The organism is Nocardia brasiliensis ATCC 700358 (assembly GCF_000250675.2).
Taxonomy (GTDB): Bacteria; Actinomycetota; Actinomycetes; order Mycobacteriales; family Mycobacteriaceae; genus Nocardia; species Nocardia brasiliensis_B.
In genome coordinates, this window is record NC_018681.1 from 2,857,266 (window position 1) to 2,883,884 (window position 26,619).

The 26,619-nt window shown below is 67.3% G+C and carries 30 protein-coding genes; 15 read left to right on the forward strand and 15 right to left on the reverse strand.

The features are described 5' to 3' along the window. The first annotated feature begins 80 nt into the window (after positions 1-80). Positions 81-848, forward strand: coding sequence for a MerR family transcriptional regulator (locus tag O3I_RS42595; RefSeq protein ID WP_014983356.1), 768 nt, complete (start codon positions 81-83; stop codon positions 846-848). Positions 849-998: 150 nt separating this feature from the next. Here O3I_RS42595 and O3I_RS12880 read toward each other — a convergent pair whose 3' ends face one another. The 5 genes from O3I_RS12880 to O3I_RS12900 all read right to left on the reverse strand — a co-directional run bounded on the left by O3I_RS12880 (position 999) and on the right by O3I_RS12900 (position 5,865). After that, positions 999-1,895 (reverse strand): phosphotransferase, encoded by an 897-nt coding sequence (locus tag O3I_RS12880; RefSeq protein WP_014983357.1) that lies wholly within the window; start codon positions 1,893-1,895, stop codon positions 999-1,001. A gap of 455 nt (positions 1,896-2,350) precedes the next feature. Further along, positions 2,351-3,556: an FAD-dependent monooxygenase gene (locus O3I_RS12885; RefSeq protein ID WP_014983358.1), complete on the reverse strand. Its 1,206-nt coding sequence runs from the start codon at positions 3,554-3,556 to the stop codon at positions 2,351-2,353. A 174-nt stretch (positions 3,557-3,730) separates the two neighbouring features. Next, positions 3,731-3,985: a hypothetical protein gene (locus tag O3I_RS12890; RefSeq protein ID WP_014983359.1), complete on the reverse strand. Its 255-nt coding sequence runs from the start codon at positions 3,983-3,985 to the stop codon at positions 3,731-3,733. A 194-nt stretch (positions 3,986-4,179) separates the two neighbouring features. Next, a complete protein-coding gene (locus tag O3I_RS12895) occupies positions 4,180-5,352 on the reverse strand; it encodes a DUF6545 domain-containing protein (protein WP_014983360.1) in 1,173 nt (390 codons plus the stop codon). 12 nt (positions 5,353-5,364) lie between these two features. Continuing rightward, on the reverse strand, positions 5,365-5,865 hold the full coding sequence (locus O3I_RS12900; protein WP_014983361.1) for a hypothetical protein: 501 nt from the start codon (positions 5,863-5,865) through the stop codon (positions 5,365-5,367). Positions 5,866-6,191: 326 nt separating this feature from the next. Between O3I_RS12900 and O3I_RS12905 the strand changes: the two genes are divergently transcribed. Beyond that, on the forward strand, positions 6,192-6,911 hold the full coding sequence (locus O3I_RS12905) for a hypothetical protein (protein ID WP_141692290.1): 720 nt from the start codon (positions 6,192-6,194) through the stop codon (positions 6,909-6,911). A gap of 11 nt (positions 6,912-6,922) precedes the next feature. Here the strand turns inward: O3I_RS12905 and O3I_RS12910 are convergent, their stop codons facing one another. From O3I_RS12910 to O3I_RS12920, 3 genes are all read right to left on the reverse strand, one after another. Further along, entirely contained in the window at positions 6,923-7,570 is a 648-nt protein-coding gene (locus O3I_RS12910; protein WP_014983363.1) for a maleylpyruvate isomerase N-terminal domain-containing protein, read from the reverse strand. 178 nt (positions 7,571-7,748) lie between these two features. After that, positions 7,749-8,204, reverse strand: a complete 456-nt coding sequence (locus O3I_RS12915; RefSeq protein ID WP_051066588.1) for a hypothetical protein — start codon at positions 8,202-8,204, stop codon at positions 7,749-7,751. Positions 8,205-8,336: 132 nt separating this feature from the next. Further along, positions 8,337-8,912: a TetR/AcrR family transcriptional regulator gene (locus tag O3I_RS12920; protein WP_014983365.1), complete on the reverse strand. Its 576-nt coding sequence runs from the start codon at positions 8,910-8,912 to the stop codon at positions 8,337-8,339. A gap of 77 nt (positions 8,913-8,989) precedes the next feature. On the opposite strand from O3I_RS12920, the gene O3I_RS12925 reads away from it, so the two are divergent. Next, positions 8,990-9,382 (forward strand): hypothetical protein, encoded by a 393-nt coding sequence (locus O3I_RS12925; protein WP_014983366.1) that lies wholly within the window; start codon positions 8,990-8,992, stop codon positions 9,380-9,382. Continuing rightward, complete coding sequence (locus O3I_RS12930) at positions 9,379-9,891, forward strand: DUF1772 domain-containing protein (RefSeq protein ID WP_014983367.1); 513 nt, start codon at positions 9,379-9,381, stop codon at positions 9,889-9,891. The genes O3I_RS12925 and O3I_RS12930 overlap by 4 nt, the downstream gene beginning before the upstream one ends. A 5-nt stretch (positions 9,892-9,896) precedes the next feature. Here O3I_RS12930 and O3I_RS12935 read toward each other — a convergent pair whose 3' ends face one another. The 4 genes from O3I_RS12935 to O3I_RS42600 all read right to left on the reverse strand — a co-directional run bounded on the left by O3I_RS12935 (position 9,897) and on the right by O3I_RS42600 (position 13,470). Continuing rightward, positions 9,897-10,634 carry a MerR family transcriptional regulator gene (locus O3I_RS12935; RefSeq protein ID WP_014983368.1) on the reverse strand — a complete coding sequence of 246 codons (738 nt, stop codon included), beginning with the start codon at positions 10,632-10,634 and terminating at the stop codon, positions 9,897-9,899. Between the two features lie 34 nt (positions 10,635-10,668). Further along, the gene (locus O3I_RS12940; protein WP_014983369.1) at positions 10,669-11,571 is read right to left on the reverse strand and encodes an alpha/beta fold hydrolase; all 903 of its coding nucleotides are present in this window, start codon (positions 11,569-11,571) and stop codon (positions 10,669-10,671) included. Between the two features lie 55 nt (positions 11,572-11,626). Further along, on the reverse strand, positions 11,627-12,316 hold the full coding sequence (locus O3I_RS12945) for a hypothetical protein (protein WP_141692291.1): 690 nt from the start codon (positions 12,314-12,316) through the stop codon (positions 11,627-11,629). 224 nt (positions 12,317-12,540) lie between these two features. Continuing rightward, on the reverse strand, positions 12,541-13,470 hold the full coding sequence (locus O3I_RS42600; protein WP_014983371.1) for an esterase/lipase family protein: 930 nt from the start codon (positions 13,468-13,470) through the stop codon (positions 12,541-12,543). Between the two features lie 270 nt (positions 13,471-13,740). Here O3I_RS42600 and O3I_RS12955 point away from each other — a divergent pair, with 270 nt between their 5' ends. Both O3I_RS12955 and O3I_RS12960 read left to right on the forward strand, forming a co-directional pair. Next, complete coding sequence (locus tag O3I_RS12955) at positions 13,741-14,235, forward strand: beta-class carbonic anhydrase (RefSeq protein WP_014983372.1); 495 nt, start codon at positions 13,741-13,743, stop codon at positions 14,233-14,235. Between the two features lie 475 nt (positions 14,236-14,710). Further along, complete coding sequence (locus O3I_RS12960) at positions 14,711-15,145, forward strand: 2-keto-3-deoxygluconate kinase (RefSeq protein WP_014983373.1); 435 nt, start codon at positions 14,711-14,713, stop codon at positions 15,143-15,145. Positions 15,146-15,217: 72 nt separating this feature from the next. On the opposite strand, the gene trxA is transcribed toward O3I_RS12960, so the two are convergent. Next, entirely contained in the window at positions 15,218-15,592 is a 375-nt protein-coding gene (trxA, locus tag O3I_RS12965) for a thioredoxin (RefSeq protein WP_014983374.1), read from the reverse strand. Between the two features lie 204 nt (positions 15,593-15,796). Here trxA and O3I_RS12970 point away from each other — a divergent pair, with 204 nt between their 5' ends. From O3I_RS12970 to O3I_RS12985, 4 genes are all read left to right on the forward strand, one after another. Then, the gene (locus O3I_RS12970; RefSeq protein WP_014983375.1) at positions 15,797-16,891 is read left to right on the forward strand and encodes an isocitrate/isopropylmalate dehydrogenase family protein; all 1,095 of its coding nucleotides are present in this window, start codon (positions 15,797-15,799) and stop codon (positions 16,889-16,891) included. Between the two features lie 182 nt (positions 16,892-17,073). Continuing rightward, positions 17,074-17,934: an ABC transporter substrate-binding protein gene (locus O3I_RS12975; RefSeq protein WP_041562588.1), complete on the forward strand. Its 861-nt coding sequence runs from the start codon at positions 17,074-17,076 to the stop codon at positions 17,932-17,934. Positions 17,935-17,956: 22 nt separating this feature from the next. Continuing rightward, the gene (locus O3I_RS12980; RefSeq protein ID WP_051066937.1) at positions 17,957-18,898 is read left to right on the forward strand and encodes an amino acid ABC transporter permease; all 942 of its coding nucleotides are present in this window, start codon (positions 17,957-17,959) and stop codon (positions 18,896-18,898) included. A gap of 35 nt (positions 18,899-18,933) precedes the next feature. Continuing rightward, positions 18,934-19,686 (forward strand): amino acid ABC transporter ATP-binding protein, encoded by a 753-nt coding sequence (locus O3I_RS12985; protein WP_014983378.1) that lies wholly within the window; start codon positions 18,934-18,936, stop codon positions 19,684-19,686. 47 nt (positions 19,687-19,733) lie between these two features. Here O3I_RS12985 and O3I_RS12990 read toward each other — a convergent pair whose 3' ends face one another. Then, complete coding sequence (locus O3I_RS12990; RefSeq protein ID WP_014983379.1) at positions 19,734-20,648, reverse strand: LysR family transcriptional regulator; 915 nt, start codon at positions 20,646-20,648, stop codon at positions 19,734-19,736. Positions 20,649-20,719: 71 nt separating this feature from the next. Here O3I_RS12990 and O3I_RS12995 point away from each other — a divergent pair, with 71 nt between their 5' ends. The 4 genes from O3I_RS12995 to O3I_RS13005 all read left to right on the forward strand — a co-directional run bounded on the left by O3I_RS12995 (position 20,720) and on the right by O3I_RS13005 (position 23,909). Further along, positions 20,720-22,081, forward strand: a complete 1,362-nt coding sequence (locus O3I_RS12995; protein WP_014983380.1) for an FAD-binding oxidoreductase — start codon at positions 20,720-20,722, stop codon at positions 22,079-22,081. A 112-nt stretch (positions 22,082-22,193) separates the two neighbouring features. Then, on the forward strand, positions 22,194-23,078 hold the full coding sequence (locus tag O3I_RS13000) for an SPFH domain-containing protein (protein WP_014983381.1): 885 nt from the start codon (positions 22,194-22,196) through the stop codon (positions 23,076-23,078). A 12-nt stretch (positions 23,079-23,090) separates the two neighbouring features. After that, the gene (locus tag O3I_RS45505; protein ID WP_014983382.1) at positions 23,091-23,243 is read left to right on the forward strand and encodes a hypothetical protein; all 153 of its coding nucleotides are present in this window, start codon (positions 23,091-23,093) and stop codon (positions 23,241-23,243) included. A 66-nt stretch (positions 23,244-23,309) separates the two neighbouring features. Further along, a complete protein-coding gene (locus O3I_RS13005) occupies positions 23,310-23,909 on the forward strand; it encodes a hypothetical protein (RefSeq protein WP_014983383.1) in 600 nt (199 codons plus the stop codon). Here O3I_RS13005 and O3I_RS13010 read toward each other — a convergent pair. Further along, complete coding sequence (locus O3I_RS13010; RefSeq protein WP_014983384.1) at positions 23,906-24,751, reverse strand: class I SAM-dependent methyltransferase; 846 nt, start codon at positions 24,749-24,751, stop codon at positions 23,906-23,908. The two genes, O3I_RS13005 and O3I_RS13010, sit on opposite strands and share 4 nt — an antisense overlap. 348 nt (positions 24,752-25,099) lie before the next feature. Here O3I_RS13010 and rpsA point away from each other — a divergent pair, with 348 nt between their 5' ends. Continuing rightward, positions 25,100-26,572 (forward strand): 30S ribosomal protein S1, encoded by a 1,473-nt coding sequence (gene rpsA, locus O3I_RS13015; RefSeq protein WP_014983385.1) that lies wholly within the window; start codon positions 25,100-25,102, stop codon positions 26,570-26,572. Positions 26,573-26,619 lie beyond the last annotated feature (47 nt).

The window sequence follows — 26,619 nt, forward strand, 5'->3', positions numbered from 1 at the left end:
GCTTGCTCCTGACCCGGCGTCAGGGCCTAGCGTCCGTGGTACCAGCGCAAGGTGCGTCGGTGGAAGTGAGTTGAAAGCGGATGGACGAGGCAGGAATCGAGCAGGTGTGGAAGGTCGGTGAGCTCGCGACCGAGACCGGATTGACGGTTCGGACGTTGCATCATTACGACCGGATCGGGTTGGTGCGGCCCGCCGAGCGCACCGACGCCGGTCACCGTCGCTACACCGAATCCGACGTCCAGCGCCTGTATCAGGTTCTGGCACTGCGCCGGCTGGGTCTGGGGTTGGACCAGATCGCTGATGTGCTCGCGGGCACTGTGGCGATGGCGCAGGTGTTGGCCGGACACCGTGATCGTCTGGCTGCTCAGGTGATTGCGATGCAGGACCTGCATGCCCTGGTGACGACGCTGGCGGCAACGGCGGAGAACCGGCCCGGTATTTCCGTGACTCACTTCCTGGGATTGATCAGGAGGACTGTCGTGGTCGAAGAAACGATCGAGAAATACTTCACTCGAGAGAATGCCGAGGCTTTCACCACCCTCTACTTCGCCCAGCTCGCGGCCCAGCAAAGCCCACTGAAGCTGTGGTATGCCGAGGATGCCCGACTCGCTGCCGGGGACATACTGTCTGTCGGTGCAACGGAGATCTTCGATCAGCTCCTCCGATTTCCGCAGGCTGCGTACACCGTCGGCGCAATTCATGTTCAGTCGGGCACCGATAACTCGACGGTGCTTCGGGCGACTGGGAATTTTCTGTTGAACGGGATTTCAGAAGCCCGACCGTTCGAGGCATCGTTCACGCTGAACGGTTCATCGATGATCACCGGCCAGATCTTCCAAGGTATCTAGTTCGCGGAAGGGGCCTCCGGCTAGGTCCTACCTCCGTGCAGTTGTGCGCACGATTTCGGCGCCAGGTGAAGTCCAGTGCGGCAAGCGATTTCGTGCTCAGGCTGGTCCGTGTGGTGAAACTGGTCGTTGTCGGGCGCGCAGTTTCGTTGTTCAGGCACTCTTCAGAACGCGCTCGAGGGCTGCTCGGCCTGCGGGGCCCCAGTGTGGTTTGCCGCCGGGGAGCCCGCGATCTCCGTTCTGTCCCATGAGGATCAGGAAGAGGCTCTTCATTGCGGCCAGGCCGCGGGCGCGCCGGAGTGCTGACTCGTCCGCGTACGCGTACGTGTCGAAGAAGCGGGTGGCTGTGCCTTCGGGGAGCAGGACCCAGGCGGCGGCGAGGTCCCATGCTGGGTCGCCGGCGAACATGTCCCCGAAATCGACTATGCCCGAGATGGTTCCGTCGGAGACGACGACGTTGGCGGGATGCAGGTCGCCGTGCACCCACACCGGTGGGCCCGCCCACGCCGGGGCCGCAGCCGCGTCCGCCCAGACGTCCTGGACGTCGGCAGCGATGCCGTCGAGGGCGACGGCCCGGAGGAGGTTCTCGAAGCCGTCCGTGTAAATCCTGGGGTGAGCACCGCGGTCCTTCGCGGTCGGCGCTGCGGCGGGCGCCGCCACATGAAGTGCCCGCAGGAAGCCCGCCAGGGTGTCCGCCGCGTCGGTGCCCTGGCTGATCGACGTGTGATCGAGTGGCTCGCCGGGCACCCACGTCATCACGGTCCAATGCTTGGGAAAAACCTCGGACGGTGCACCGAACCGCACGGGCCGCGGCACCGGCAGCGGCAGGCGCGGAGCCAGCACCGGCAGCCACCGCCGTTCCTTCAGTTGAAGTTCGGGGGTGGGGTCCATGCGCTGCATCCGCACCACCAACTCGTCTCCGAGCCGCCACATCTGGTTCCCCCAACCCCCTACCACTTCCCGAATCGCAAGCCCCGCCAGATCCGGATGCTGCTCCCGCAACAACGCACGCACCAGCTCAGCCGAAACCTCGATCTCATTGCCGGTCATACGAAATCACAGTAGTGCGTCGCGAATTCCGGCGATGTCCGCGCCGGCGGTTCGTCGTCGTATCGGTTGCGATCGAAGCGGGAGCTAGTTGCGGCAGGCCACGCGGTCGTAGGCGCCGGTGTGGGAATTCCGATAGATAGACCAGTGGTGGGTCACACTGGCTTGTTCGTCCAGTACCCACTTCCACTGGTCGACATGATCACCGTGCCGGTGAGCGTGGGAGTCCCGGGCACAAACCGCGTGCGCCGATGCCGGACCGGCCAACCCGACGAGCACGCCTCCTGCGACAGTGAGAGCCAGCCCCAACCTGACAAATGCATTCATCGTCTTCCCCCAATTCGGTTCGATAATATTTGTTTCTACTGTCCTCCAATGGATTTGGGCTGAACAGACAAGAACCTGCTATTGACCGTCCGGTCGATTGTCAACCAACGCGAACATGGCAATCGTGTGGCTCAAGGAGCGGCGGAGGGGATCGGGGGTGCGGAGTCGGGGACTTCTGCGTAATCGGGGAGGTCGAGGTTGAGGGCGCGGTCGATGAGGGCGGTGAACCATTCTCCGGTGAAGTCGGGGGCTGGTTCGGGGTCCGGTTCGGGGAGGGCGCGGGTTTGGGCGTGCAGGCGGCCGATCTCCTGGTTGGCTTCGACGAACGGACGCATCCGCTGCTCGTAGGCGGCGAAGCCGAGCTCGGGGTTCCAGTCGGCGGCGGCGAGTTCGCCGGCCAGCACGTAGGCGCCGATCAGGGCCAGGCCGGTGCCCTGTCCGGACATCGGGGACGAGCTGAACGCGGCGTCGCCGAGTAGCACTACCCGGCCGTTCGACCAGCGGTCCGTCACCACCTGGGCGACTTGGTCGAGATAGAAGTCGGGAGTGTCGTCCAGGTGCGCGAGGATGCGCGGGGTCGACCAGCCCAGTCCGGTCATCTGCTCGTGCAGCAGCCGCTTCTGCGCCGCGATGTCGCGGTAGTCGACGTCGAAATCCGCGGCGGCGAAGGAGAACATGGCCATCGCTCGGGTGGCGTCCTGGATGGGACGCAGCATCGCGGAGCGCCCGGGTTCCTGATATTCGATCAGCCAGCGGTCCAATCCGAATTCGTTGGGCACGCTGTAGAAAGCCAGCACAAGTCCGAGGTGCCGGATGAACTGCTCGTGCGGCCCGAAGACCATGGCGCGCAACGCCGAATGCAGCCCGTCGGCCCCGACCACGAGGTCGAAGCGCCGCCGGTCGCCGCCCGCGAAGGTCACGTCGACGCCGTCCGCGTCCTGGGTGAGTTCGGCGATCCGGTCGCCGAAGAGGTATTCGACACCGTCGCGGGTGTCGTCGTAGAGCACCTGCGACAGGTCGCCACGCAGGATCTCGATTTCCGCGATGTACCCGTCGCCGCCGTCGTCGTCGGCGCGGAAGGTCTCCAGCACGTTTCCGTCCGCGTCGACGGTGTGCGCGCCGGCGGTCTCGGTGCGGGCCGCGCGCACCGCCGCGTCCAGGCCCATCCGCCGGATGACCTCCCTGGTCACGCCGCGCGCATCCACCGCCTGCCCGCCGGGACGCAGTTCGGGCGCCCGCTCCACCACGGTCACCTCGGCGCCGCGCCTGCGCAGCCAGTGCGCCAGCGCGGGTCCCGCGATGCTCGCTCCCGCCACCAAAACCTTGATTCCACTCACGCCGAAGACCCTTCGCGCCGGTCCGGATCAGTCCGGATCGTTCTCCACCGCGCTGGGACGGTCCCGGCGCAGCCCCACCATTGTCGGTGTGTCGAAGGTATCGACGGCGGGTCGTCGCGAAATTCATCGGGGCTGGACGTTCCCAGCGACCGAGCGGACGCTGGGAACGTGCCGCTAGCGACCCATGCCGGGTTCGCCGGAACCACCGGTGCCGGGATTGCCCGGGCCACCGCCCTCGCCCATACCCGGGTCGCCCGGGCCACCCTGCCCCATTCCCGGGTCGCCGGGGCCGGACGCCAGCATGATGCCCGGATGCCCGACAAGGGTGGCCGCCTCGCCGTTGGCGACGGTGGGACCGGCCAGCGTGACAGCCGCGGCTCCGGCGATTGCCGCGGCCGCGAAACCGCGGCGAACGGTGAACAAGCTCATCGAAACTCCCGTTCGAGAAGGACGACAGATCGTCGTCGATGTCCGAGCCGCGACCGGCTGGCCGGGCCACCGTCGAGACTAGGAAGCGCGCGTAATCGCGGCGTCATCCCCGGCGTAACCGCCCGTCTGGTGCTCGAATACGTTGGCAGACTGCGGATCTGAACTCGCAGGTCGGGTAGCGCGGTGCTGCCGCGCTACCGCGTGCTCGGCTGCGTCACCCGGGCGGCGATGGCCTCGGCGGTGCTCCACTGCCGACCGAGAGCGGTCAATTCGGTGACCTCGTCGAGGAGGCTGTCGGCGGCCGAGACGGTGAAATAGCGTGGTCCGGTCGGTGCCGCGCCTTGCGTTTTGGCGTCGCGGGCGCGCACGAGCAGAACGGCACGATCCAATGCGTCGTGGGCAGGGCCGGCCGGGGCGGCGCTCGAAATGGCCGCGGCGATCTCGGGTGGATGCGGTGTCGCGTACCGGGCCAGGTCCAGCATGCTGTCCCGGATCTCGATGACGGTGCGGTGCAGCAGGTATCGGTTGGGCTGGGCGCCGTGCGGCACCGGGCTGTGATGCACGATCTCCGGACACGCGGTGGTCAGTTCGCGCCAGAGGGGCCGCAGCGCTTTTCGGTGCCGGGTCAGATCGTCCACACCCATCCGGCTGCGGGCCGCGGCGATGATGGCGATCAGCGTCAACCCCATGCACAGCACGAGATCGAAAAACACTCCGTTGCGATCTATTTCGGCCTGGATATCGGTGAAGGAGTTGTGCGGCACGGTGATCCGGACGGCCGACGCGGCGATGGTCGCACCGATGCGTACGAGCACCGCGACGCCCGCGAGCAGGATCGCCACATACATTGCCGCGTCCCGACGCTCGACCTGATTACGCAGTTCGGCGCCCGCGGCCCGGATGACGATGACCGCCATCGCGATGCCGATCGGCGCGGTGCACAGCCAGTAGCCGAACTGTGCCCATCCGGTGCGCTCGAAGATCGTGCCTGAACCGTCGCCGAAGGTGCTGAAACACAGTGCCGCCGCACTGAATACGACGGCGAGCCCATAGCAGACAAGCGGCGATCGGGAACGATGCAGCAGCGCCGCCCCGATCAACAGCCCGGCGGCATAGCCGACATTGAAACCGACGGCCCCGAGTTCGAGGATCAACTCCTCGGCGAGCCGGCCGCCGGACAGCTCGCTCAGCAGGCGGCACACCGTAGGTTCCCGGGTGGTCGCCGTGGCGACGACGCAGCCGAACGCGATGGTGACGTGCCGGTCGAGTTCGGTGCTGAGCAGGCCGACGAGACGACCTGCGAGCAACAGGCAGGCCGCGAGCACCGTGGGCAGCGTTACCGCGGTGGGTAGCGTCGAGGTGAACATCGCGCAGGGTGCTCAGCGTTGAAAAAGCAAGCGGCCGAGCACCGAACGCGGCCGTTCGATATCGACGTCGGACATCAGCATGGAAGCGAACAGTTCGGCCTGGCTCTCGTCGACATCGTCGTAGTCGCTGCGGGCGAGCACCCGCAGCACACTGTCGAGTTCCACATCGGGGAACAGCGCGGCGAGCGTCCGGTGCCGCGAGCCCGGCGCGACGAATCCGGCGTGGTCGAGCAACAGGTGGGCGATCTCGTGCAGCACGATGTGGTCGGTGTGATAGCCGGTGCTGGCCGCGTCGTAGGCGATGACGATATCGTCGGCGCGTTCGACGACGAGTCCGCACGGAAACCCGCCCGTGGTCAGATCCTGTTGCGGAACAATCAGAATCGGCTTGCCCACCCGTTCCGCCACGTGCGCCACGAAAGTCGCCAGCTGCCACGGCCGCGGCACCTCCAGCGAAGCCGCCAGCCGTCGTACTTGTTCGACCGCGGGGTCGACACCGGCGCGTCGGAACATGCAGCCATCTTTGCCGCCTATGGTTCGGGTTGTCCAGCGCCGCGTGCTGCCGCCCGACTGCCGGAAGTCGGCGATTGCGGCGAGATCGCTGGCCAGGGCCCCGGCAACCCCTTGTGCGCGTCCCGATCGCCCGCAGTGCCGCCGGTACCGGCCCAGCGGACGCGAGCACGTGTTGGTCGAATGATCACGAGGTAATGGTGCGGCATCGGCCGAGCGGCTCCCCCCACCATTACCTGGTGATCGCGTGTCCGGTCGCGAATATCGGGTGGTGCGGCCCGGGTGGGGCTGAAATCATCGGGCGGCGGCTGCGAAAGGGGCTGGTGGTTATGGTGCGGCGGTTCTGGATCGAGTTCGAGCTGCCCGAACAACCTGATTCGGTGTTCCTGCAACTGCGCGACGGCGTCGGCGTCACCGGGTTCGACGAGCGGGACTGTTTGGCGATGGCGGCGGACCTGGTGTACGACGGCAGACCGCTGCCGCCGGTCCGTCGCGTGATCGCCGACATCTCCCTGGCCGAGCCGCTCCCGGTGCGGCCGTACGCGCTCGGTGTGCCGGTGTGGCGCGGCGTCTGGTTCCCGCCGAAGAATCTCCAGACCGGGGCCATCTGGCGTTCGCCCGACTTCGACCGGTTACGTGAACTCGGCACCCAGTCCGTCGAACCGCCTCCACCGGTGCGGGCCAGCGACACCTTGCGCACGAAAAACCTGTGGTGGAACGATATTCCGCAGATCGACCAGCTGTTGTGGCCGATCGTGTATGTGCACTATGCGGCGTGCGCCGACATGATGGGGCGCTTCGCGGCAGGCGTGCGCGACAACATCACCGTGAGTCCCGCCTATGGGACACGGGTGCGCGACGCACTCGAATACATCATCCAGCGCGGGACCACGCCGGACGAATGGTGCGACCCGACCGGAGTCGCGTTCGCCGATCGAGCCGAGTTGGCCGCGTATCTGACGGCCTACCGCGACTACTTGTTCGGGGACCGTTCGGAGCCCAGGTATCTGCCTGGTGTGCAACAGCTTCCGTGGGATCCGCCGAAGTAATGAGCCGGCGGTCAGCCGCGGGGTGTGCCGTCCCAGCGCCATTTCGTCAGGGCCGGGCGGCCCGGCAGGTCGGCCCGGCCGGTCGCCCACAGGAGCGTGGTCCACGGTTCCGTGTCGGTCGGAGCATCTGGGAACAGGCGGGCGAGGACTCGGGCGCACAGGTCGGCGGGCGGGTTCCAGGGGAGGTCGAGTCCCTGGATGAGGTCGTGGGTGTGCACCAGGGCCTCGACGATGCCCATGGCGGCGAACCCTTCCGGATCCGAGACACCGTAGACGTGGAAGGCGCGGGTGTGCGGTGGCTTCATCCGCACCATGGCGCTCAGCAGTGCGCCGTTCGCCTCCAAAGTCTGCAACAGGCCCGCGGGTCCGGAATCACGTTCTGCGTGCACGGAATTGGCCGGGCCACCCGCTCGCCGGCACGTGGCGGCGAAAGGCACATGACCGGTCAACGGGGGAGTGCTGGGCCCCATTTGCACGGCGTACGCGAAGAAGTCGTCGCCGAGATGTTCGACGGTTTCCCAGCGGCTCCACTCCAGCGTTCCGGCCTGCTCATCCCAGGCGGACTGCGGCACCGTACGCAGCACCGCCACCGACAACCGCACGACAAGGTCCAGATCGTCTGGGGTGACAGGGGAGCGGGGATCGTTCGGCGTGGGCATGCCCGAACCTTACTGAAGTCCCCCGAAGTACCGCGCGGCACAGATCTCGATGACGAAGATCGACTCACCGTCCGGATCGGCGAACGAGGTCGACACCGCTCGGCTCCCTGAGTCCGGTGCATCCGTCGCCGACTGTCGGCGCGCACCGTGTTGCTGGCACAGCAGCGCCCCGCGTTGTCTATGCGGGATGCAGGACCGGTGTGATCGCGCGCAATATAGCGATCATTTCGGTTGCGCCGGAACGGATTTCCGGATCTGGGTGACTCGTGAGGGGTGCGCAGAGGTCGACGGCGGCGTCGCGGTCGTCGGCGTACACGCCGTAGACGTCGTGGACGGCAGTACCCAGCCATTCGGATTGCGTGTTGTCGGCTGCGGCGAAGGCGGCGGCCACCGCGGTGAGACCCGCGGCGTCTTTGCGGCGTAGGAGGGCCTCGGCCGTCGTCAGGGTGACGAAGGTGTTGGCGTCGTCGAGGAGCAGGATCGCCAAAACCGCCCGTGCTTCGATCATTTCGGCGAAGGCGGCCAGGGCGTGTCCGGCGTCGGCGCGGTCGCGGACGTCGACGCTGCGAGCCAGAGTCGCCAGCGCGTCGACGGCGGCGCTCCTGGCATCGTCGTTCCCAGGTCCCTGCTGCATGTTCGGAAAGTAGCAGCACGCGGGTCGGCGCTGGTCACCGGGCACATCGAGTGGCCTCCGAAATGCTGACCGTCGCGGGGCGACCGGCCGGCGCGTCACGGTGACCGGTCGCGGTGGGCGTGGCGGCTGGGCCTAAACCTCCGCGCGCACGAGTCGAAGCACGGTGTGGCGCAACGTCTCTTGGGCTCGGTCCAGCGTCATGCGGTCGCTGCGGACCTGTTCGCCCGCCGCGTGGCTGACCGCGATGATGGTCGCGACCAGCCACTCCGGGGTGGCGGTGCGGTCGAATTCGCCGGTGCGGTGGCCGCGCCGGATCAGTGTCAGGAGCCGGTCTTCGACGGGAACGTGGCGCTCGCGGTCGCGTTGGGGTGCGAACGCGCCGAGGAGTTCGGGACCGGGGGACTTTCGGAAGAATTGCCAGCCGACGTCCAGCATGCGCAGGAGAGCCGCTGTCGCGGTACCACTTTCGAGGTCCGCCGCGTCCATGGCGGCGATGGCGCGCGTGGTCGTGTGATCGATGACCGCGTGCAGCAGTTCTTCCCGCGAGGCGAAGTGCGCGTACACCGTCTGGCGGGTGACCCCGGCCGCGGCGGCGATGGTCGCCAGACCGACCTCCGGCCGTTCGGCGAGCAGACGAGTCGCGGCCGTCAGGATGTCGGCCCTGCTGCGTTCGGCGTCCGCGCGCCGTTTCGCTCCCGCCTCGGTCAAAATCTTACATCCTTGTCAAAGTTGATCCGACTGATCTAGTCTTTACAGCGTTGTAAGAATTCTACTGCTGGAGTGCCATGAACCCCGCACCGACTCGCAAGCCCGAACAACTCCTCACCGACTTCTTCACTGCCTACACCGCCGCGGCCGTGGATCCGGACAGTGATCCCGCCGAGGTGATCGATCGTTTCCACACCCGCGACGTCGTACAGGTCGCCGACGGTGTCCGGCTCGACCGCGACCGCTTGGTCGCGCATCTCCGTCCGGTGCGAAAGAACCTGCGCCACTACCGTTTCGAAGTCCACGAGGCGGTGCTGGACGGCGCGCGGTTTGCCGCCCGGCTGACCATTCATGCGCAGATGCGCAAGGCGGATCTCGTCACCACCGAGGTCTTCATGTTCGGCGAGTTCGCGCCGGACGGCAGGCTGCGCCGGGCCGAACAACGCACCCGGACAGTGCCGGCCGCATGAGCGAGTCCATCGTGCGTCCCGTGCGGTCGCTGGCCCTGCTCGCCACCGGGCTGCTGGCCGGCGCATTCGGTTACGGCGCAGCCAATCTCGCGCCGACCTTCCATCGGGTGCCGTTGCAGATGCGGCTGGAATTCCACACCGAGCTGATGAAGAACAACAGCGTCAGCATGCAGATCACCATGGCCGCCGCGGCATTGAGCTGTCTCGGGTTGGCTGTGCTGCTGCGCGGCCGGGCGCGGGCCCTCGCCGCCGGGGCGGGCGCGCTGGTCGTGGGATCGTTTCTCGTCACTCGGCTGGGGAATGTGCCGATCAACCATCAGATCAACCGGTGGGCGGTGGAAGGTGCACCGGCCGATTACCTTTCGATTCTCACCCGCTGGGACTTCTTCCACTATCTGCGCACCGGCACCGCCCTCGCCGCGTTCGTCGTGATCATCGTGCTGGTCATGCGGCCGGAACGGCGGCGCGAGGAGTCCGCGACCCGCATCATGGCCGACCGTCCGCAATAGCGTATTCAGCTGTCGCGCGGGGTTTTTCGCCGAAGTGCCGCCCGGTGCGCCAAGACCTCGAGCACGCGCTGCCAGGCCGGTGCCGCCTCGGAGATCTGGGCGGTCACCAGCTTCAGGTAGCCCGGCTGCCCCGTGTCCTGTTCGTGCTCGATCGCCGATGCGTCCAGGTCATCGATGAGCCGGTCGAGGCGGGGATCGCGCGGATCCCACTCGGCGGCTTGGTCACTGGCGAGGTAGAGCCGCACGGTCTCGGGATCGTCGAGACCGGCGTTCTTCTCCTGGACTCGCCGCGGTAGTAGGCCGGGGTCGAGAGCTTGCATCAGAATCCACGAGTCGCGTTCGAGCCGGACCCGCTGAGCACTGATCCCGAGGCGGCGCATCCGGTCCAGGATGTCGACCACTTCGGGCGGCAGAACGAGCTTTTCCCCGCCCGCCAATTCGGCGATGCGGCGGCGGTATTCGCTCAACTCATCGATCTTGCTCTGCAACGCCCGATCGATATCGGTGATGGCCGAGGCGAATTCGGCCGGCGGCGCGTGCAGCAGCGCGTCGATCCGCGCCAAAGGCACACCGGCATCGGCGAGGGTCCTGATCCGGATCAGATCCACGGCCGCTTGCGGACGGTAGCGGCGGTAGCCGGAGCTGTCCCGCTCGGGCTCGGGCAGCAAGCCTATCTGGTGGTAGTGGCGCACGGTGCGCACGGTGACACCGGCGGTGGCCGCCAGCTGGCCGATCGTGAGCACCTGACTCCTGGATTCGCGGGACGTGTTGCCGAGTCTAAGCGGCGTGGCGAGCCACTCGGTCGAGCACGTCACGGACCGCTCGGACCACGGCGTCGGGACGGTCGAAGCACAGCCGGTGGTGGAAGGTGTCGGTGAGGATGCGCTGTTCTCCGTGCGAGACCGAGCGGACCAGGGCAGCGTCCATGCGGGTCTTGGCGGCGTTCACCTCCTCCCACGGCAACGGCTGGGCGGGATCGGTGCCCAGCACGGTCAGTGCGAGCACCGGGACGTCCGGCAGCGGCGGTCCGGCCCGCAGTTCGGTGGCGAGCCCGGTCAGCGCGGTGCGCTCGGCGAGGCCGAAGCGGAGCCATTCGTCGCTCGTCTTCGCCTCGAGCAGCGGGTCCCGCAGGTGGGCCGGGTAGTCGGCCAACAGCTCGGCGTTCATCTCGTGCACGGCCGGGCGCAACCGGTCGAGGTGCGCCGGGTCGGGTGCGGCTCGTTCGGTGGCGGCCAGACTCATTGCAGGCGGCATGAAGTCGTCCCAGTCGTGATGAAAGGCGTCCAGCCACACCAGTCCGGCGACCTCGTGCGGGAACAGCTGCGCGAATCGATACGCGTAGGCGCCGCCGAGCGAATGCGCCGCGAAAACGTAGGGGGCGGTGATGTTCTGGGCGCGCAGCAGTGCCCGCAGTTCGGTGGCCACCGCGGCCGCGGTGCGCGGCAGCGGCAGCGGGTCGCTGTAGCCGGTGCCGCCGCGGTCATACAGCACGGACGTGGTGAACCGCGAAACCTGTTGCTGCACCATGAAATAGTCCAACCCGACCGCGCTGGCACCCGGCAGGAACACGACGGCCGGTCCGCCGCTGCCCGAGCGGTGCACGAAGAGGCGGTGGTCATCGATCTCTTGGAACTCGCCGATCGGCGGAGCGGGTCGGGTCGGGAAGGTGCGGTTGGTCATGGGCACCAGCCTGCAACCCTGACGTTGCGTCAGGGTCAAGCCGGTCGCCGGTGCGTCAGTCGACCGAGCGGTACGGCATGGCCGCGTCGAACACCGTCAACCAGTCGGCGCCCACCGCGCGATAGCCGAAAGCGGTGTTCAGCGCGGCGATCACGGCGGGCATATGCGCGGCGCCGTACACGACGGCGATCACCTCGGCGCGGTCGTGCCGCTCGGTGTGCAGCTTCGTCAGCGCGGCGATCAGGGCCTTGTCACGGTCGTGCAGGAAGGTCTTGTTCATCAGCCGCAGACGTACCTCGGTGTTGTCGTAGACCTCGAACTTGTTGCGCAGCAACCAGCCTCGGCCGCCGAGCGCCATGACCGCCACGTAGTAGGGGGTCAGCAGAAGCATGTCGAGAAACGAAAGGAACGGCATCCGCTGTCTGCCACGGGATTTGCTCTCGGGCCAGACGACCGGCACGCCGAGCGCGGCATGGTCGATGTCCTGATACACCAGCGTGCGCGCCGCACGTTGAAAGGTCATGCGCATGGCCAGGATGATCGCGCGACCGGTGGAACTGGGTGTATCGGCGCCCTCGGACACGATCACATCGCAGGCGCGCAGCTGCTCGGCTACCGCCTGATAGAACTCGCGCCGGCCGATATGCACCATCGGAAACAGCCGAATGGTCAACGGATTTCCCCGCACCCGCAGATCGATGACCGCAGACCGCAGCCCGAAAACGCTGAATTCGGTGATCTGCACCGCCACCTCCCCGCATCCGCAGCGGACCCACACGCTCCAGACCCCCAAGCCTACGTCGCCCCCAAACCTCCCCTCGTGCCCTCGATTCCAGTGGCACGGGAGCACCGGGGGTTGCGCCGGTCAGGTTCTTCCAACTATGTCGACAGGGCGTGGCAAGCACGTTCCGTGCTGAACCGTTGTGGTGGCGCGGCGCGGGGCGGGGGGCCGGTGGCCGGTGGGGAGGTTCAGGGGGCGTAGAAGGGCACTACGGTGCAGGGTGGGGTGACGGGGTGGGTGGGGTCCAGGGCGTTGTGGACCAGGGCTACCGCGGTGGGGGAGTACGGCTGGGCGAAATGGGTGGAGAAATCTGTGGGGCAGACCTCGTTGATCCAGACGGTCCTGGTGTTCGGGACACCGGCAGGGTTCGCCATGCCGCCCAGCGTGCTCAGGTTCATCTCGTCGGCGATATCGGTGATCTGGGTGTATTCGATGTGCGGCTGAATCACCGTGGCCTGCTCGACCACCCACGGGTCGGCGATGGTCAGCAGGCCGGGCCAGACCACGCCGTTGCGGACGATGGCGTCATAGAGTGCCCGGGGCACGATCTCGGTGAGCGGTCGCATGATGTCGACCGGTCCGAGGATCTGCCACGGCGAGGAGATCAGCACCATCTGATCGACCTTGTCCGCGCCGCCCAGCGCGTTGATGTAGTAGCGCCCGACCAGCCCGCCCTGCGAATGTCCCACCAGATCAACCTTTTTCGCGCCGGTGGCGGCGAGCACCCGGTCCACCACGCCCACGATGGCCGGCGCGGACAGTGCGATGGGATCGACGCCCGGGACGCCCGGCGGGAACCGGTACATATCGCGGCCGTAGTTGAACGTGAACACGCAGTACCCCTGGTTGTGCAGGTACGGCGCCAGCGCGGTCCAGTTGACGGCGTCGGTGAGGAACGTCGAGGTGATGAGGACGACCGGGTCGGGATGTTCGGGCGCGGGCGTGCAGCCGTAGTCGTTGGCGCCGGGCACCGGACCGTTGAAATCGGTCAGGGCGACGCGCACCATTTCGCCGTTGCCGTAGGGGACCGGCAGTTGATCGGCGTGCGCGGGTGCGCCCGCCGACCCGATCAGCCCACAGGCCATCAGCGCTGTCGCCACTTTGCGCACCAGGGTCATCGTTGTCCTCGATCTGTTCGCCGATCCCGGAATGCTCGATCACGGACGAACTTCTGTCTCAGACAGGGAGCGAGCGGGCTCAGATTAAGGTGGCGACCGTCACAGTGTCAACCGCCTCGGCGCAATGTGAGGCGAGTCTGTGTCGCTCTCGCCGCGCCAGTAAAGGAATCACGGTGAGCGCGACCGGTCCGCTCCGCGGTGCTGCTGCCTATCGTGGGCCATGCCACATATAAGCAGCAGCCGTGCATACCTAGCGCAGGGGATCGACCGATGACCGTGACCGACGAGTATCTGCAGAACAACGCCGTCTACGCGAGCACCTTCACCGGACCGCTGCCGTTGCCGCCCGCCAAGCACGTCGCGGTGGTCGCGTGCATGGACGCCAGACTGAATGTCTATGGCGCGCTGGGCATCCAGGAGGGCGAGTCGCATGTGATCCGGAACGCGGGCGGCGTCATCACCGCCGACGAGATCCGCTCGCTCGCGATCAGTCAGCGCTTGCTCGGCACCCGCGAGATCATCCTGATCCACCACACCGACTGCGGCATGCTGACTTTCACCGACGAGGACTTCAAGGCCTCGATCCAGCAGGACACCGGCATCAAGCCCGAATGGGCGGCCGAGGCGTTCGGTGATCTGGAAACAGATGTGCGCCAATCGATCGCGCGCATCGTCGCGAGTCCGTTCGTCGTACACAAGGATGCCATTCGCGGTTTCATCTTCGACGTCGCGACGGGCAAGTTGAACGAGGTGCTCGCCGACTGACGCGGCCGCGCGCCGCACGAGATCCGGGCCGCAGTGCCCGGATTTTTCGTTGTCGCCACGCGCGACACGACACGCCGCCGAAGGTGTCTGCTGCGTGACGGGCCGGCGAACATGAGCCGCGTCGCACCCGGTTATCCGGCGTGGCGGCGCGGAACACGCCTGAGCTGCGTGAACGCTACCGGCGGGTAGACAAAACGGGCGCCGAATATGGTTGCGATCGCGCCGCGATGTCCCTATCCTCGATCGCGTGCCGAATCCCGCCGACCGCCACAGCGCAGCGCTCAACGTCGCAGACCGCGACAGCGCCGTGCTAATTCCGCTCACCGCGATGGTGGCGCGGCGGCGACTTCTCGTAGTACCCCGCCGTAGCGGGGTCTGATTCGGACCGGCCCCCTCGCTGCGGGCTGAAGACTTTTACTTGCTGGTCCCCTCTGTCAACTGAGCCACGACATTCTTCGGGAAGACCTAACTTTCAATGACCATTCTCACGCTTGATACAGACACGTTCCAGTCCGCCGCGCCCAGGGGTCTGCGCGCCGAAAGCATCGGCCTCACCCCGGCGCAATTCCACGATCGCTACTGCGAGCACACCGGGCCGATCCGGCTCGGCGACTGGTCGCCCGCGGGCAGCAGGGGCGCGGAATTCACTGCGACACTGGAGTTCTCCGACCACCTGCGCACCGTCATCGCCTCCGGCAGCCCGGTCGCGGCGATGACCTCGGCCCTCTACGAGGAGGGCTACCCGGTCGAGATCCTGCAGTTCCATCAGCGGCGCACCCCGGAGGGCACCGCGACCTTCGTGCAGTGCGAATACAACGGTCGGCGCGGCTGGAGCGCGGCTCTGGCCGACGACGGCGCCGAGTCGACGGTGCGCGCGATGATCGCGGGCGTCAACCTGCTCGGTCACTGACCCTTACCGGCAAGAACAGGGCCGTCCCTCCGCGGGGAGGGACGGCCCTGTTCGGTCGGCGGTTCGTGCGAATTACTGCTCCGCACCGGCCTGCTGCTCGGCGAGTTGCTTGCGCACCTCGTCCATGTCGAGACCCTTCACCTGAGTGACCAGGTCTTCGAGCGCGGCGGGCGGCAGTGCGCCGGGCTGGGCGAACACGAGCACGCCCTCGCGGAAGGCCATGATGGTCGGGATCGAGCGAATGTTCGCGGCGGCCGCGAGCCCCTGCTCGGACTCGGTGTCGACCTTGCCGTGTACGACATCGCTGTGCTTCTCGGACGAGGCCTCGAAGGTGGGCGCGAAGCTCTTGCACGGGCCGCACCACTCAGCCCAGAAATCGACGAGTACCACGTCGTTTCCGGCGACTACCTCTTCGAAATTCTGTTGGGTCAGCGTCTGGGTGGCCATGACGTCCTCTCATTCGGTATGTCGGCTATAACGCCGACCGTTGCTCTAATCTTCCATGGGCTGCACGGACGCCCACCCCTAATCGCCGTCCTCTCGCCGGATACCCACGTCCGTCGCCGCGAAATCACGGCGGCAGTGCGCGTGGGTCGCCGCAGGTGGTGGGGCGGTGCGCGGACCCGCGCCGGGCGAGACGAGGATGAGACGGTGACGGATCGAACCAACGGGCCGGTACGGCTCGGACTGATCGACGGTGACGGCATCGGACCGGAAGTGGTGCGGGCTGCCCGGCAGGTCGTCGACGAGGCCGTGGCGGCGGCGGGCGCGCCGCCGATCGAATGGGTGCCGCTGCTCATGGGGCATCGGGCGATCGAGGAATACGGTGACCCGCTGCCGCCGCAGACCCTCGACGCGCTGGCCGAGGTCGACGCCTGGATTCTCGGCCCGCACGACAACGCGTCCTATCCGCAGCACCATCGCGCGGCGCCGGGCGGGGCGATTCGGAAACGGTTCGGGCTGTACGCCAATATCCGGCCGGCTCGCGCGTTCACCGGGGTCCGCGCGCTCGCGCCCGCCATCGACCTGGTGATCGTCCGGGAGAACAGTGAAGGTTTCTACGCCGATCGCAATATGTTCGCCGGATCGGGGGAGTTCCGCGCCACCGAGGATGTCGCCATGGCGGTCGGCGTGGTGACCCGGCAGGCGTGTGAGCGGATTGCGCACGAGGCTCTCCGGCTCGCCGCGACGCGGCGCAAACGACTGACCATTGTGCACAAGGCGAACGTGTTGCCGATGACCATGGGGCTGTTCCGCGATGTGTGCTATGAAATTGCCCACGCCTATCCGGGGGTCGAGGTCGACGACGAACACGTCGACGCGACGGCCGCGCATCTGGTGCGCGCCGCCGCCGATTACGACGTGCTGGTGACCGAGAATCTCTTCGGTGACATCCTGTCCGACCTCGCCGGAGAGCTCAGCGGATCGCTCGGTCTGGCCGCTTCGCTGAACTGCTCGGCCACGCACGCGATGGCGCAGGCGGTGCACGGCGCGGCGCCCGCGCTGGCCGGGCACAACCGCGCGAATCCGGCGGCGCTGCAACTGTCGGCGGCAATGCTGTTGCGCTGGTTGGGAACTCAGGACCGTGACGGCCATAACAGCGGCGCGCTGCGACAGGCCGCTGAGCGGGTGGAACGCGCCGTCGCCGCCACCTTCGAGGCCGGCATCGCCACCGCCGACCTGGGCGGACTGGCCTCGACGAGCGAGTTCACCGAACAGGTTTGTGCTAGGGTCCACCGCCGGTAGTCATGGTGTTGTAGCTCGGAGTGTTCAGCACGGAACGGATCAATCTTCCGTTACTGTCCAGCACGAAGCGTCTCGGTCGCTTAGATTGCCAACGGGTGGTGACACCCGGGTTTCTTGAATCCGAAATGTGGAGGGCTGCTGTGTCTGTTCGATCGGTTCTTGGCAGGCGCGCCCTGCAGGCGATGTGTGTACTCGCAGGAGGCGCACTGTTGCTGACGGGCTGTAGTAATACCGAAGACTCCGGACCCGCCGTCGACAAGGTGAAGGTCGACAAGGTCGACTCGATCGCGGCGCAGCTCCCCGACAAGATCAAGCAGTCCGGCAAGCTCGTCGTCGGCGTGAACATTCCGTATCAGCCGAACGAGTACAAGGATCCGAGCGGCAAGATCGTCGGCTACGACGTCGACCTGATGGACGCCGTCGCCGCCACGCTGGGCGTGCGGGCCGAGTACCTCGAGTCCGCCTTCGAGAAGATCATTCCGACCATTCAGGCCGGCACCTACGACGTGGGCATGTCGTCGATCACCGACACCAAGGAGCGCGAGCAGCAGGTCGACTTCACGACCTACTTCAACGTGCGCACCCAGTGGGCCCAGCAAAAGGGCAAGCCGATCGATCCGGACAACGCCTGCGGCAAGAAGGTCGCCGTGCAGGCCACCACCATTCAGGACACCGACGAACTCCCGGCCAAGAGCAAGAAGTGCGTCGAGGAGGGTAAGCCCGCGATCGACATCAAGTCGTTCGAGGAGCAGAGCGCCGCGACCAACGCGCTGGTGCTCGGCCAGGTCGACGGCATGGCCGCGGACCTGCCGGTGACGGTGTACGCGATCCAGAAGAGCGACGGCAAGATCGAGATCTCCGGCACGGCGTACGGCGAGGCCCTCTACGGCTGGGCGGTCGCGAAGGGTTCGCCGCTGGCCGGCGTGCTGCAGAAGGCCGTGCAGAGCCTGATCGACAACGGCAAGTACCTCGAGATCGCCAAGAACTGGGGCGTCGAGCAGGGCGCGATCACCAAGTCGGTCGTCAACGGCGCCGCGAGCTGACCCGATGAGTTCGAACGAAACCATGCCGGTGCCCGGCGATCCCGGGCCCGGCGCGGCAGCGGGCACCATGGAACCGGAGCCGATCAAAGCGGTTCCGCTACGCAGACCCGGCCGGTGGATCGCCGCCGCGGTCATCCTGGTGCTGGTCGGATTGTTCGTCTACGGTGCCGCGACGAACGAGGCGTATCAATGGTCGACCTACCGTAAGTACCTGTTCGACAGCCGGATCGTGCAGGGCGCGGTCGTCACCCTCGAACTGACCGTGCTCGCCATGGCGATCGCCGTCCTGCTGGGCACGCTGCTCGCGGTGATGCGGCTCTCGCCCAACCCGGTGCTGCGTTCGGCGGCCTGGGTGTACCTCTGGATCTTCCGCGGCACACCGGTTTTCGTGCAGTTGGTGTTCTGGGGCCTGTTCCCCTCGCTGTACAAGACGATCGTGCTCGGGGTGCCGTGGGGGCCGCACCTGTTCGAGTTGAACGTGCAGAACATGCAGGCCGCCTTCACCTTCGCGGTGATCGGCCTGGGCCTCAACGAGGCCGCCTACATGGCCGAAATCGTCCGCGCCGGCATCAATTCCGTCGGCGAGGGCCAGCGCGAGGCCTCGATCGCGCTGGGCATGTCGTGGAGCCAGACCATGCGCCGGACGGTGCTGCCGCAGGCGATGCGGGTGATCATCCCGCCGACCGGCAACGAGCTCATCGGCATGCTGAAGACCACCTCGCTGGTCACGGCGTTGCCGCTGAGTACCGACCTCTACGGCCGGGCCCGCGAGATCTACGGCGTGAACTTTCAGCCGATTCCGCTGCTGCTGGTCACTGCCACCTGGTACCTCGCGATCACCAGCGTGCTGATGGTCGGTCAGTTCTACCTGGAGCGCTACTACTCGCGCGGCTTGTCCCGCCAGCTCACCGGTAAGCAGTTGCAGGAGCTGGCCGACGCCCAGACGATTGTGAAGGCGAAATGAGCAGCGTCGACGTCGAGCAGACCGCTCGACTCCCCATGATCGTCGCCGACCGGGTCTGCAAGAACTTCGGCGCGTTGCAGGTGCTCAAGGGCGTCTCGCTGGAGATCGGCCGGGGCGAGGTGCTGTGTGTCATCGGGCCGTCCGGTTCGGGCAAGTCCACCTTCCTGCGCTGCATCAACCATCTCGAGCAGGTCAATGCCGGACGGCTCTACGTGGACGGCGAACTCGTCGGCTACCAGGAGAAGAACGGCAAGCTCTACGAGCTGCACCCGCGTGAGGCGGCCCGGCAGCGCCGCGAAATCGGCATGGTGTTCCAGCATTTCAATCTGTTTCCGCATCGCACGGTGCTGGACAACGTGATCGAGGCGCCGACCCAGGTCAAGAAGGTGCGCAAGGCCGACGCCATCGCGAAGGCGAAGGAGCTGCTCGAGCGAGTCGGCTTGGCGGAGAAGGCGAATGCCTATCCGGCTCAGCTGTCCGGTGGGCAGCAGCAGCGGGTGGCGATCGCCCGCGCGCTGGCGATGGATCCGAAGCTGATGCTGTTCGACGAGCCGACCTCCGCGCTCGACCCGGAACTGGTCGGCGAGGTGCTCACGGTCATGCGCGAGCTCGCCGAGTCGGGCATGACCATGGTCGTGGTCACTCACGAAATGGGTTTCGCCCGTGAGGTGGCCGACAAGCTGGTGTTCATGGACGGCGGTGTGATCGTCGAGGCCGGCGCACCGCGCGAGCTGCTCGCCAACCCGAAACACGAACGCACCAAGACGTTCCTGTCCCGGCTGCTCTGAGTCGTCGTGCTCCCGCACTCGAATTCGGGTGCGGGAGTAGTCCGGTCCTACGCCTCAGACGGGGTCGTTTTGCCGCCCAGCGCGATCCGTAGCTGACCGAGCAGCACTTTGGCGGCCGGAGTGCCCGGCCGGTCGGCCCGCCAGACCAGTGCGAGCCTGCCGTGCATCTCGGGCCGGACGATCCGGACCACGCGGACCCCGAACGCAGCCGCTTGTGCGGGCGTGAGTTCGGGGACGACCGCGATGCCGAGGCCGCGGGCCGCCAGTTGCAGCAGCAGCGGCGGAGCGGCCGCCTCGAAGGCGATATTCGGCGTGAAACCGGCTGCCGCGCAGGAGAGTTCGAAGACGCCGCGCAGTCCGGTACCGGGTGGCAGGCAGATCAGCGGCTGCTCGCGCAGTGTGTCGAGAGCGATCTCCGCGCCGTACGTCCGGTCCGCGACCGCGACCGCGGCCACCACCGCGGTCTCCAGCACCACATCCATGCCGATTCCGGAATCCATTGGCGCGCCGGTCAATCCGATCAACGCGAGATCCAGGTCGCCGCGGCCGAGGGCGGCGAGCATGCGTTCGGAGGTGTCCTCGGTGAGGCTGATGCCGACCTGGGGATGGTCGTCGTGGAAGTCGGCGAGCACACCGGCCACATCGAACGCCTCGGTGGCCGCGCCCGAGATCAAGCCGACCCGGACCTGGCCGCGCAGCAGGCCGGCGAATTCGTCCACCGTCGCGGCGATGCGCTCGGTCGCGGCGAGCGCATCGCGGGCGTGGGCCAGCACCGCCGTGCCGACCTCGGTGGGCGTCACCGTGCGGGCGCCGCGGTCGAGCAGCTGCTGGCCGAGTTCGCGTTCGAGCTGCCGGATCTGCGCGCTCAGTCCCGGCTGGGCGAGGTGCAGCCGCGCGGCGGCGCGGGTGAAGTTCGCCTCCTCGACCACCGTTACGAAGTAGCGCAGCTGACGCAGTTCCATAACTGATGATTCTAGTTGCGAGAAGATCTATCTGTTGTACTTCTCATTGCGGCGCGGGCAGGGTCGAAGTCATGGAAAACACCGTAGAAAACATCACCGATACCTGCACCGGCCCGGTCTTCCGTCCGGGTGACGCCGGATACGACGAGGAGATCGCGGGCTTCCAGACCGCCTACCCGCATCGCCCCGCGCTGGTCGTCGGCGCCCGGCACGCCGAGGACGTCCGCGCCGCCGTCGAATACGCCGCCCGGCACGGGCTGCCGGTCGCGGTGCAGGCCACCGGTCACGGTCTGTCGGTCGCCGCGGACGGGGGAGTGCTGATCAGCACCAGCCGGATGACCGGTCTCGAGATCGATGCGGCGGCGCGCACCGCCCGGGTCGGCGCCGGGGTGCGGGCGGGCGCACTGGTCGAGGCCGCCGCCGCGCACGGGCTCGCGCCGTTGACCGGCTCCTCGCCGTCGGTCGGCGTGGTCGGCTACCTTTTGGGCGGCGGAATCGGCCTGCTGGCAAGGGAATTCGGCTACGCCGCCGAGCACGTCGGGGCGATCGAACTGGTCACCGCGGACGGACGGGTGCGCCGGGTGCTGCCCGGCGATGAACTGTTCGGGGCGGTGCTCGGCAGTGGCGGCAACTTCGGTGTGGTCACGGCGGTCGAGTTGGGCCTGCTGCCGGTCACCGAGGTGTATGGCGGCCAGTTGATGTTCGATACGCCGCTGGTGGAGCGGGCACTGGACGTCTGGCGGGACTGGACCGCGACGGTGCCCGACGAGCTGACCTCCACCGTGGCCATGCTGCGTTTCCCCGATATCCCGCAGGTGCCCGCGCCGCTGCGCGGGCGGTTCGTGGTGTCGTTCCGGATCGCGTACCACGGTAGCGCCGCCGATGGCGAGCGTTTGGTCGCCCCGTTGCGGGCGGTGGGGGAGCGGCTGAAGGACGACCTGCGCGTCATGCCGTACACCGAATCGCACACCATCCACAGCGACCCCGATCATCCGCACGCGTACGCGGCCACCAACGCGCTGCTCACCGCGCTGACCGGAGAAACGTTGTCCGCCTTGCTCGCCGCCGCCGGGCCGGACTCCGATGCCGCTGCCGTGATCGATATCCGCCACCTCGGGGGCGCCCTGGCGAAGCCGCGCGCCGAGATCGCGGTGGACCATCGCGAGGCCGCCTACGTCGTCCGGGTCATCACGGACGCCGGGAACGCGGGCACCGCGCCGGAAAGCCAAGCGGCGATCCGGGCGGCGCTCGCACCGTGGACGCTCGGCCACAGTCTCAACTTCCTCTACGGCGCGGGCGCGGACGCCGACGAGGCGCAGACCCGGGGCGGCTACGCCGTCGGCACCTACACCCGGCTCGCCGAGCTGAAGGCAAAGTACGACCCGCACAACATGTTCCGGTTCAACCGCAACATCCGCCCGGCGCGGCGCTGACCGTCCGGCGGCCGTGCCTGGGTCGTGCGAAGAGGGGATGCGAAGTCGTGATGCGGGACCGCGCCGACCGTCTGCTATCTTGGTGATATCACTTTGATAGTTGGAGGATGTCATGAAGCTACGTCCCGCATTCCATGTCAACGGCTTCCTGGTGCTGGTGGCCTGGCTGGTGCTCACCCTGTTGCTCGGCGGCGGCGCGGCGCTGGGGTATATCGCGATGGCGCACGATCAGAACGTGCCCGCCCTGGTCGGGGCGATCGTCGCGAGCTTCCTGGTGCTCGTGCTGCTGCTGGGCGCGACCGGCTTGACCATCGTCAACCCGAACGAGGCCCAGGTGGTCCAGTTCTTCGGCCGCTACATCGGGTCGGTGAGCGAACCCGGCTTCTTCTCGGTGCTCCCGCTGACCGACCGCAAGCGGATCTCGTTGCGGGTGCGCAACTTCGAGACGCAGAAGCTGAAGGTCAACGACGCCGACGGCAACCCGGTCGAGATCGCCGCCGTCGTGGTCTACCGGGTGGTGGACAGCTTCAAGGCCGCCTTCTCGGTCGACGACTACGAGGAGTACGTGCAGACCCAGTCCGAGGCCGCGGTGCGGCACCTGGCCACCACGCACCCGTACGACTCACACGACGACACCCGCACCAGCCTGCGTGACGGTAGCGAGGTGGCCGAGGAACTCACCGTCGAGTTGCGCGACCGCACCGAGCTGGCCGGCATCGAGGTACTCGAGGCTCGCATCACCCACCTCGCCTACGCACCGGAGATCGCCCAGGCCATGCTGGTCCGGCAGCAGGCCTCACAGGTGGTCGCCGCCCGCACACAGATCGTCGAGGGCGCGGTCGGCATGGTGAGCCTCGCGCTCGACCGGCTCACCGAGCAGGGTGTGGTGGAACTCGACGAGGAACGCCGCGCCGCGATGGTGTCGAACCTGCTGGTGGTGCTCTGTGGCGACCGAGCGACCCAGCCCGTCGTGAACACCGGCTCGCTCTACAACTGAGCGCTGAAGCCCATGGCTGAGCGCAAAAAGCTACTACTGCGACTGGACCCCGGCATCCACGAGGCCATCGCCAAGTGGGCCGCCGACGACCTGCGCAGCGTCAACGCCCAGATCGAATACGCGCTGCGGCTGGCGCTCGAACAGGCGGGCCGCAAACCGAAATAGGGGCACCGAGCCGCACATCGAAAATTCGGTGTGCGGCCGTGCCGTGTTCGCCGTTACGGTGGGCGGGTGCCAATCTCGTTCGACATCAGCGGACTGCAACAGATGGACACCAACACCTGGGGGGATCACAGCACCGGCGACATCGTCACGCTGACCTACCACGATATGGTGCCCGACCTGCCCGCGCCGCTGGAAGACCTCGACACGCTGCGCACCCGGCTCGCGCAGATCTCCGCCGAATCAGGTTGTCTGGTCGAGGCTTTCCTCGTCTGGGTCGACAAGTTGCCCGGCCTGTTGCGGGTCGAGAAGCTGCCGTTGCCCAACCGGGACCACGGCCTGGTTTTCGCGGCCTCGATCGTGGTGCCGAAAGATCGGTGCAGCGCGGTGTTCCAGATCCTGTGCCCGGAGTTCGGTACCACCGGCCTGCGTGAGGCGGCGCTGATGGCCCAGCTCGGCCCGCAGCACATGTTCCCGCCGCACCCGTACGCCCCCGGCCTGCGCGGCAAGCTGCCCTACAACATCGCCGACGAAGTCCGTTGGGACGAGCAGTTTCCCGACCATCCGGTGAGCCGGGCCCGCCGCTGGGTCGCCCGCACGGTGCCCACCGCCAAGGTCGATCCCGGTTTCGCGGCGCTGCCCCCGTTCCCCGGGCCGAACGCCGGTTAGGGCTTCTGCGCGATGAAGATCGCGGTTCCGGGGAAGATCTCACCGCGCAGCGGACTCCACTGACCCCATTCGCGGTCCAGCCATTCGGGCCAGTCCGGCTCGACGAGGTCCACCAGCAGCAGGCCGGCGGACACGATCTCGCGGACGCGATCCCCGACGGTGCGGTGGTGTTCGACGTAGGTCGGCTCGCCCGCGCCGTCCACCTCGACATACGGGGTGCGATCGAAATAGGGGATGGCGGCGGTGAGCCCGGCCGGGCCCGGATCGTCGGGAAAGATCCAGCGCATCGGGTGATTCACCGAGAAGACCCAGCGGCCGCCGGGTCGCAGCACTCGGGCCACCTCGCGCATCACCTGAGCCGAATCGGCGACGAACGGAATCGCGCCGAACGCCGAACAGGCCAGGTCGAAGGAGGCGTCGGCGAACGGCAGCGCTTCCGCGCCCGCCTGAACCAGCGGCACCTGCGGTCCGCCGCGTCGCATCGCGTCGAGCCCGCGGGTCAGCATGCCCATCGAGAGGTCCAGCCCGACTGGCTGCGCGCCATGCCCGGCCAGCCAGCGCGAACACGGCGCCGACCCGCAGCCGATCTCGAGCACCCGCTTGCCCGCGACCTCGCCGAGAAAACGCATATCGCCCTCGTGCAGGCCCTCCGGGCACCAGACGAATTCGCCGTCTGGGGAATCGACGCCGAGGAACTCCGCGTGCGTCTGGTGGTACTGGCCCGCGTCCGCGTCCCACCAGCGCCGGCTGGCCTGCTGGCTGGCGGCCGAGCCGATCCGGGTTCGCGCCGTTCCCGCGGTCCCGAGCAGTGTGTTTGCCTCTGCATGGCGATCTTCCGACACGGGTGTCAGCTTATCGACCGGGGGTGCGGGGCTCGGCGCGCGGACCGGGAGGTCGGTCGCGGTACGCGCATATATATAGCCGCCCGCTTGCTGTGCCCGGTCGGAAGAATGGCTCGACGGCGTGGCGGCCGGACCGGTTTGCCCGGCCGGACCAAGGTCGCGTACGCTGAACGCGCGAGTGCCTTCTGTACAGCCGTACCGGAGTCAACCACCCGTGCTGAGTTTCACGTGCGTTACGTGCGGTACGTTCCTTGTGTCCGTCTTCACTTCACCGCGGGTGAATTCGCCAGCGTACCGAAAGTTCCAATGTCCGCAACCGACCACAATCCGTCCGGAGCAAACCGACATATGCCCACCACCGTCACCTCGCCGCAGGTAGCCGTCAACGACATCGGCTCCGCCGAGGATTTCCTCGCCGCCATCGACGCCACGATCAAGTACTTCAACGACGGCGACATCGTCGAAGGAACCATCGTCAAGGTCGACCGCGACGAGGTCCTGCTCGACATCGGTTACAAGACCGAAGGCGTCATCCCTTCCCGCGAACTCTCCATCAAGCACGATGTCGACCCGAACGAGGTCGTTTCCGTGGGCGATGAGGTCGAGGCTCTTGTTCTCACCAAGGAGGACAAGGAAGGCCGCCTGATCCTGTCGAAGAAGCGGGCGCAGTACGAGCGCGCGTGGGGCACGATCGAGGAGCTCAAGGAGAAGGACGAGGCCGTCAAGGGCACCGTCATCGAGGTCGTCAAGGGCGGCCTGATCCTCGACATCGGTCTCCGTGGCTTCCTGCCCGCCTCGCTCGTCGAGATGCGTCGCGTCCGCGACCTCCAGCCGTACGTCGGCAAGGAGATCGAGGCCAAGATCATCGAGCTGGACAAGAACCGTAACAACGTGGTCCTGTCCCGCCGCGCCTGGCTGGAGCAGACCCAGTCCGAGGTGCGCAGCGAGTTCCTGCACCAGCTGCAGAAGGGCCAGGTCCGCAAGGGTGTGGTCTCCTCGATCGTCAACTTCGGTGCCTTCGTGGACCTGGGCGGCGTCGACGGTCTGGTGCACGTCTCCGAGCTGTCCTGGAAGCACATCGACCACCCGTCCGAGGTCGTCGAGGTCGGCACCGAGGTCACCGTCGAGGTGCTCGACGTCGATCTGGATCGCGAGCGGGTTTCGCTCTCGCTCAAGGCGACCCAGGAAGACCCGTGGCGTCAGTTCGCCCGCACCCACGCGATCGGCCAGATCGTGCCGGGCAAGGTCACCAAGCTGGTTCCGTTCGGCGCGTTCGTGCGCGTCGAAGAGGGCATCGAGGGCCTGGTGCACATCTCCGAGCTGGCCGAGCGCCACGTGGAGGTCCCGGACCAGGTGGTCGCGGTCGGCGACGACGCGATGGTCAAGGTCATCGACATCGACCTGGAGCGTCGCCGGATCTCGCTGTCGCTGAAGCAGGCGAACGAGGACTACCACGCCGAGTTCGACCCGTCGAAGTACGGCATGGCCGACAGCTACGACGAGCAGGGCAACTACATCTTCCCCGAGGGCTTCGATCCCGACACCAACGAGTGGCTCGAGGGCTTCGACAAGCAGCGCGAAGAGTGGGAAGGCCGCTACGCCGAGGCGGAGCGTCGCCACAAGATGCACACCGCGCAGATGGAGAAGATGGCGGCCGACGCCGCGGCCGAGGCCGCGAACGGCGGCGGCTCCTCGAACTACTCCTCCGAGAGCGGTTCGCAGGCCTCCTCGTCCTCCAGCTCGTCCGAGTCGGCCGGTGGTTCGCTGGCCAGCGACGCGCAGCTGGCGGCCCTGCGGGAGAAGCTCTCCGGCAACGCCTGATAGACCCAGCACGACGAAGGCCCCGGTCCGCTGGACCGGGGCCTTCG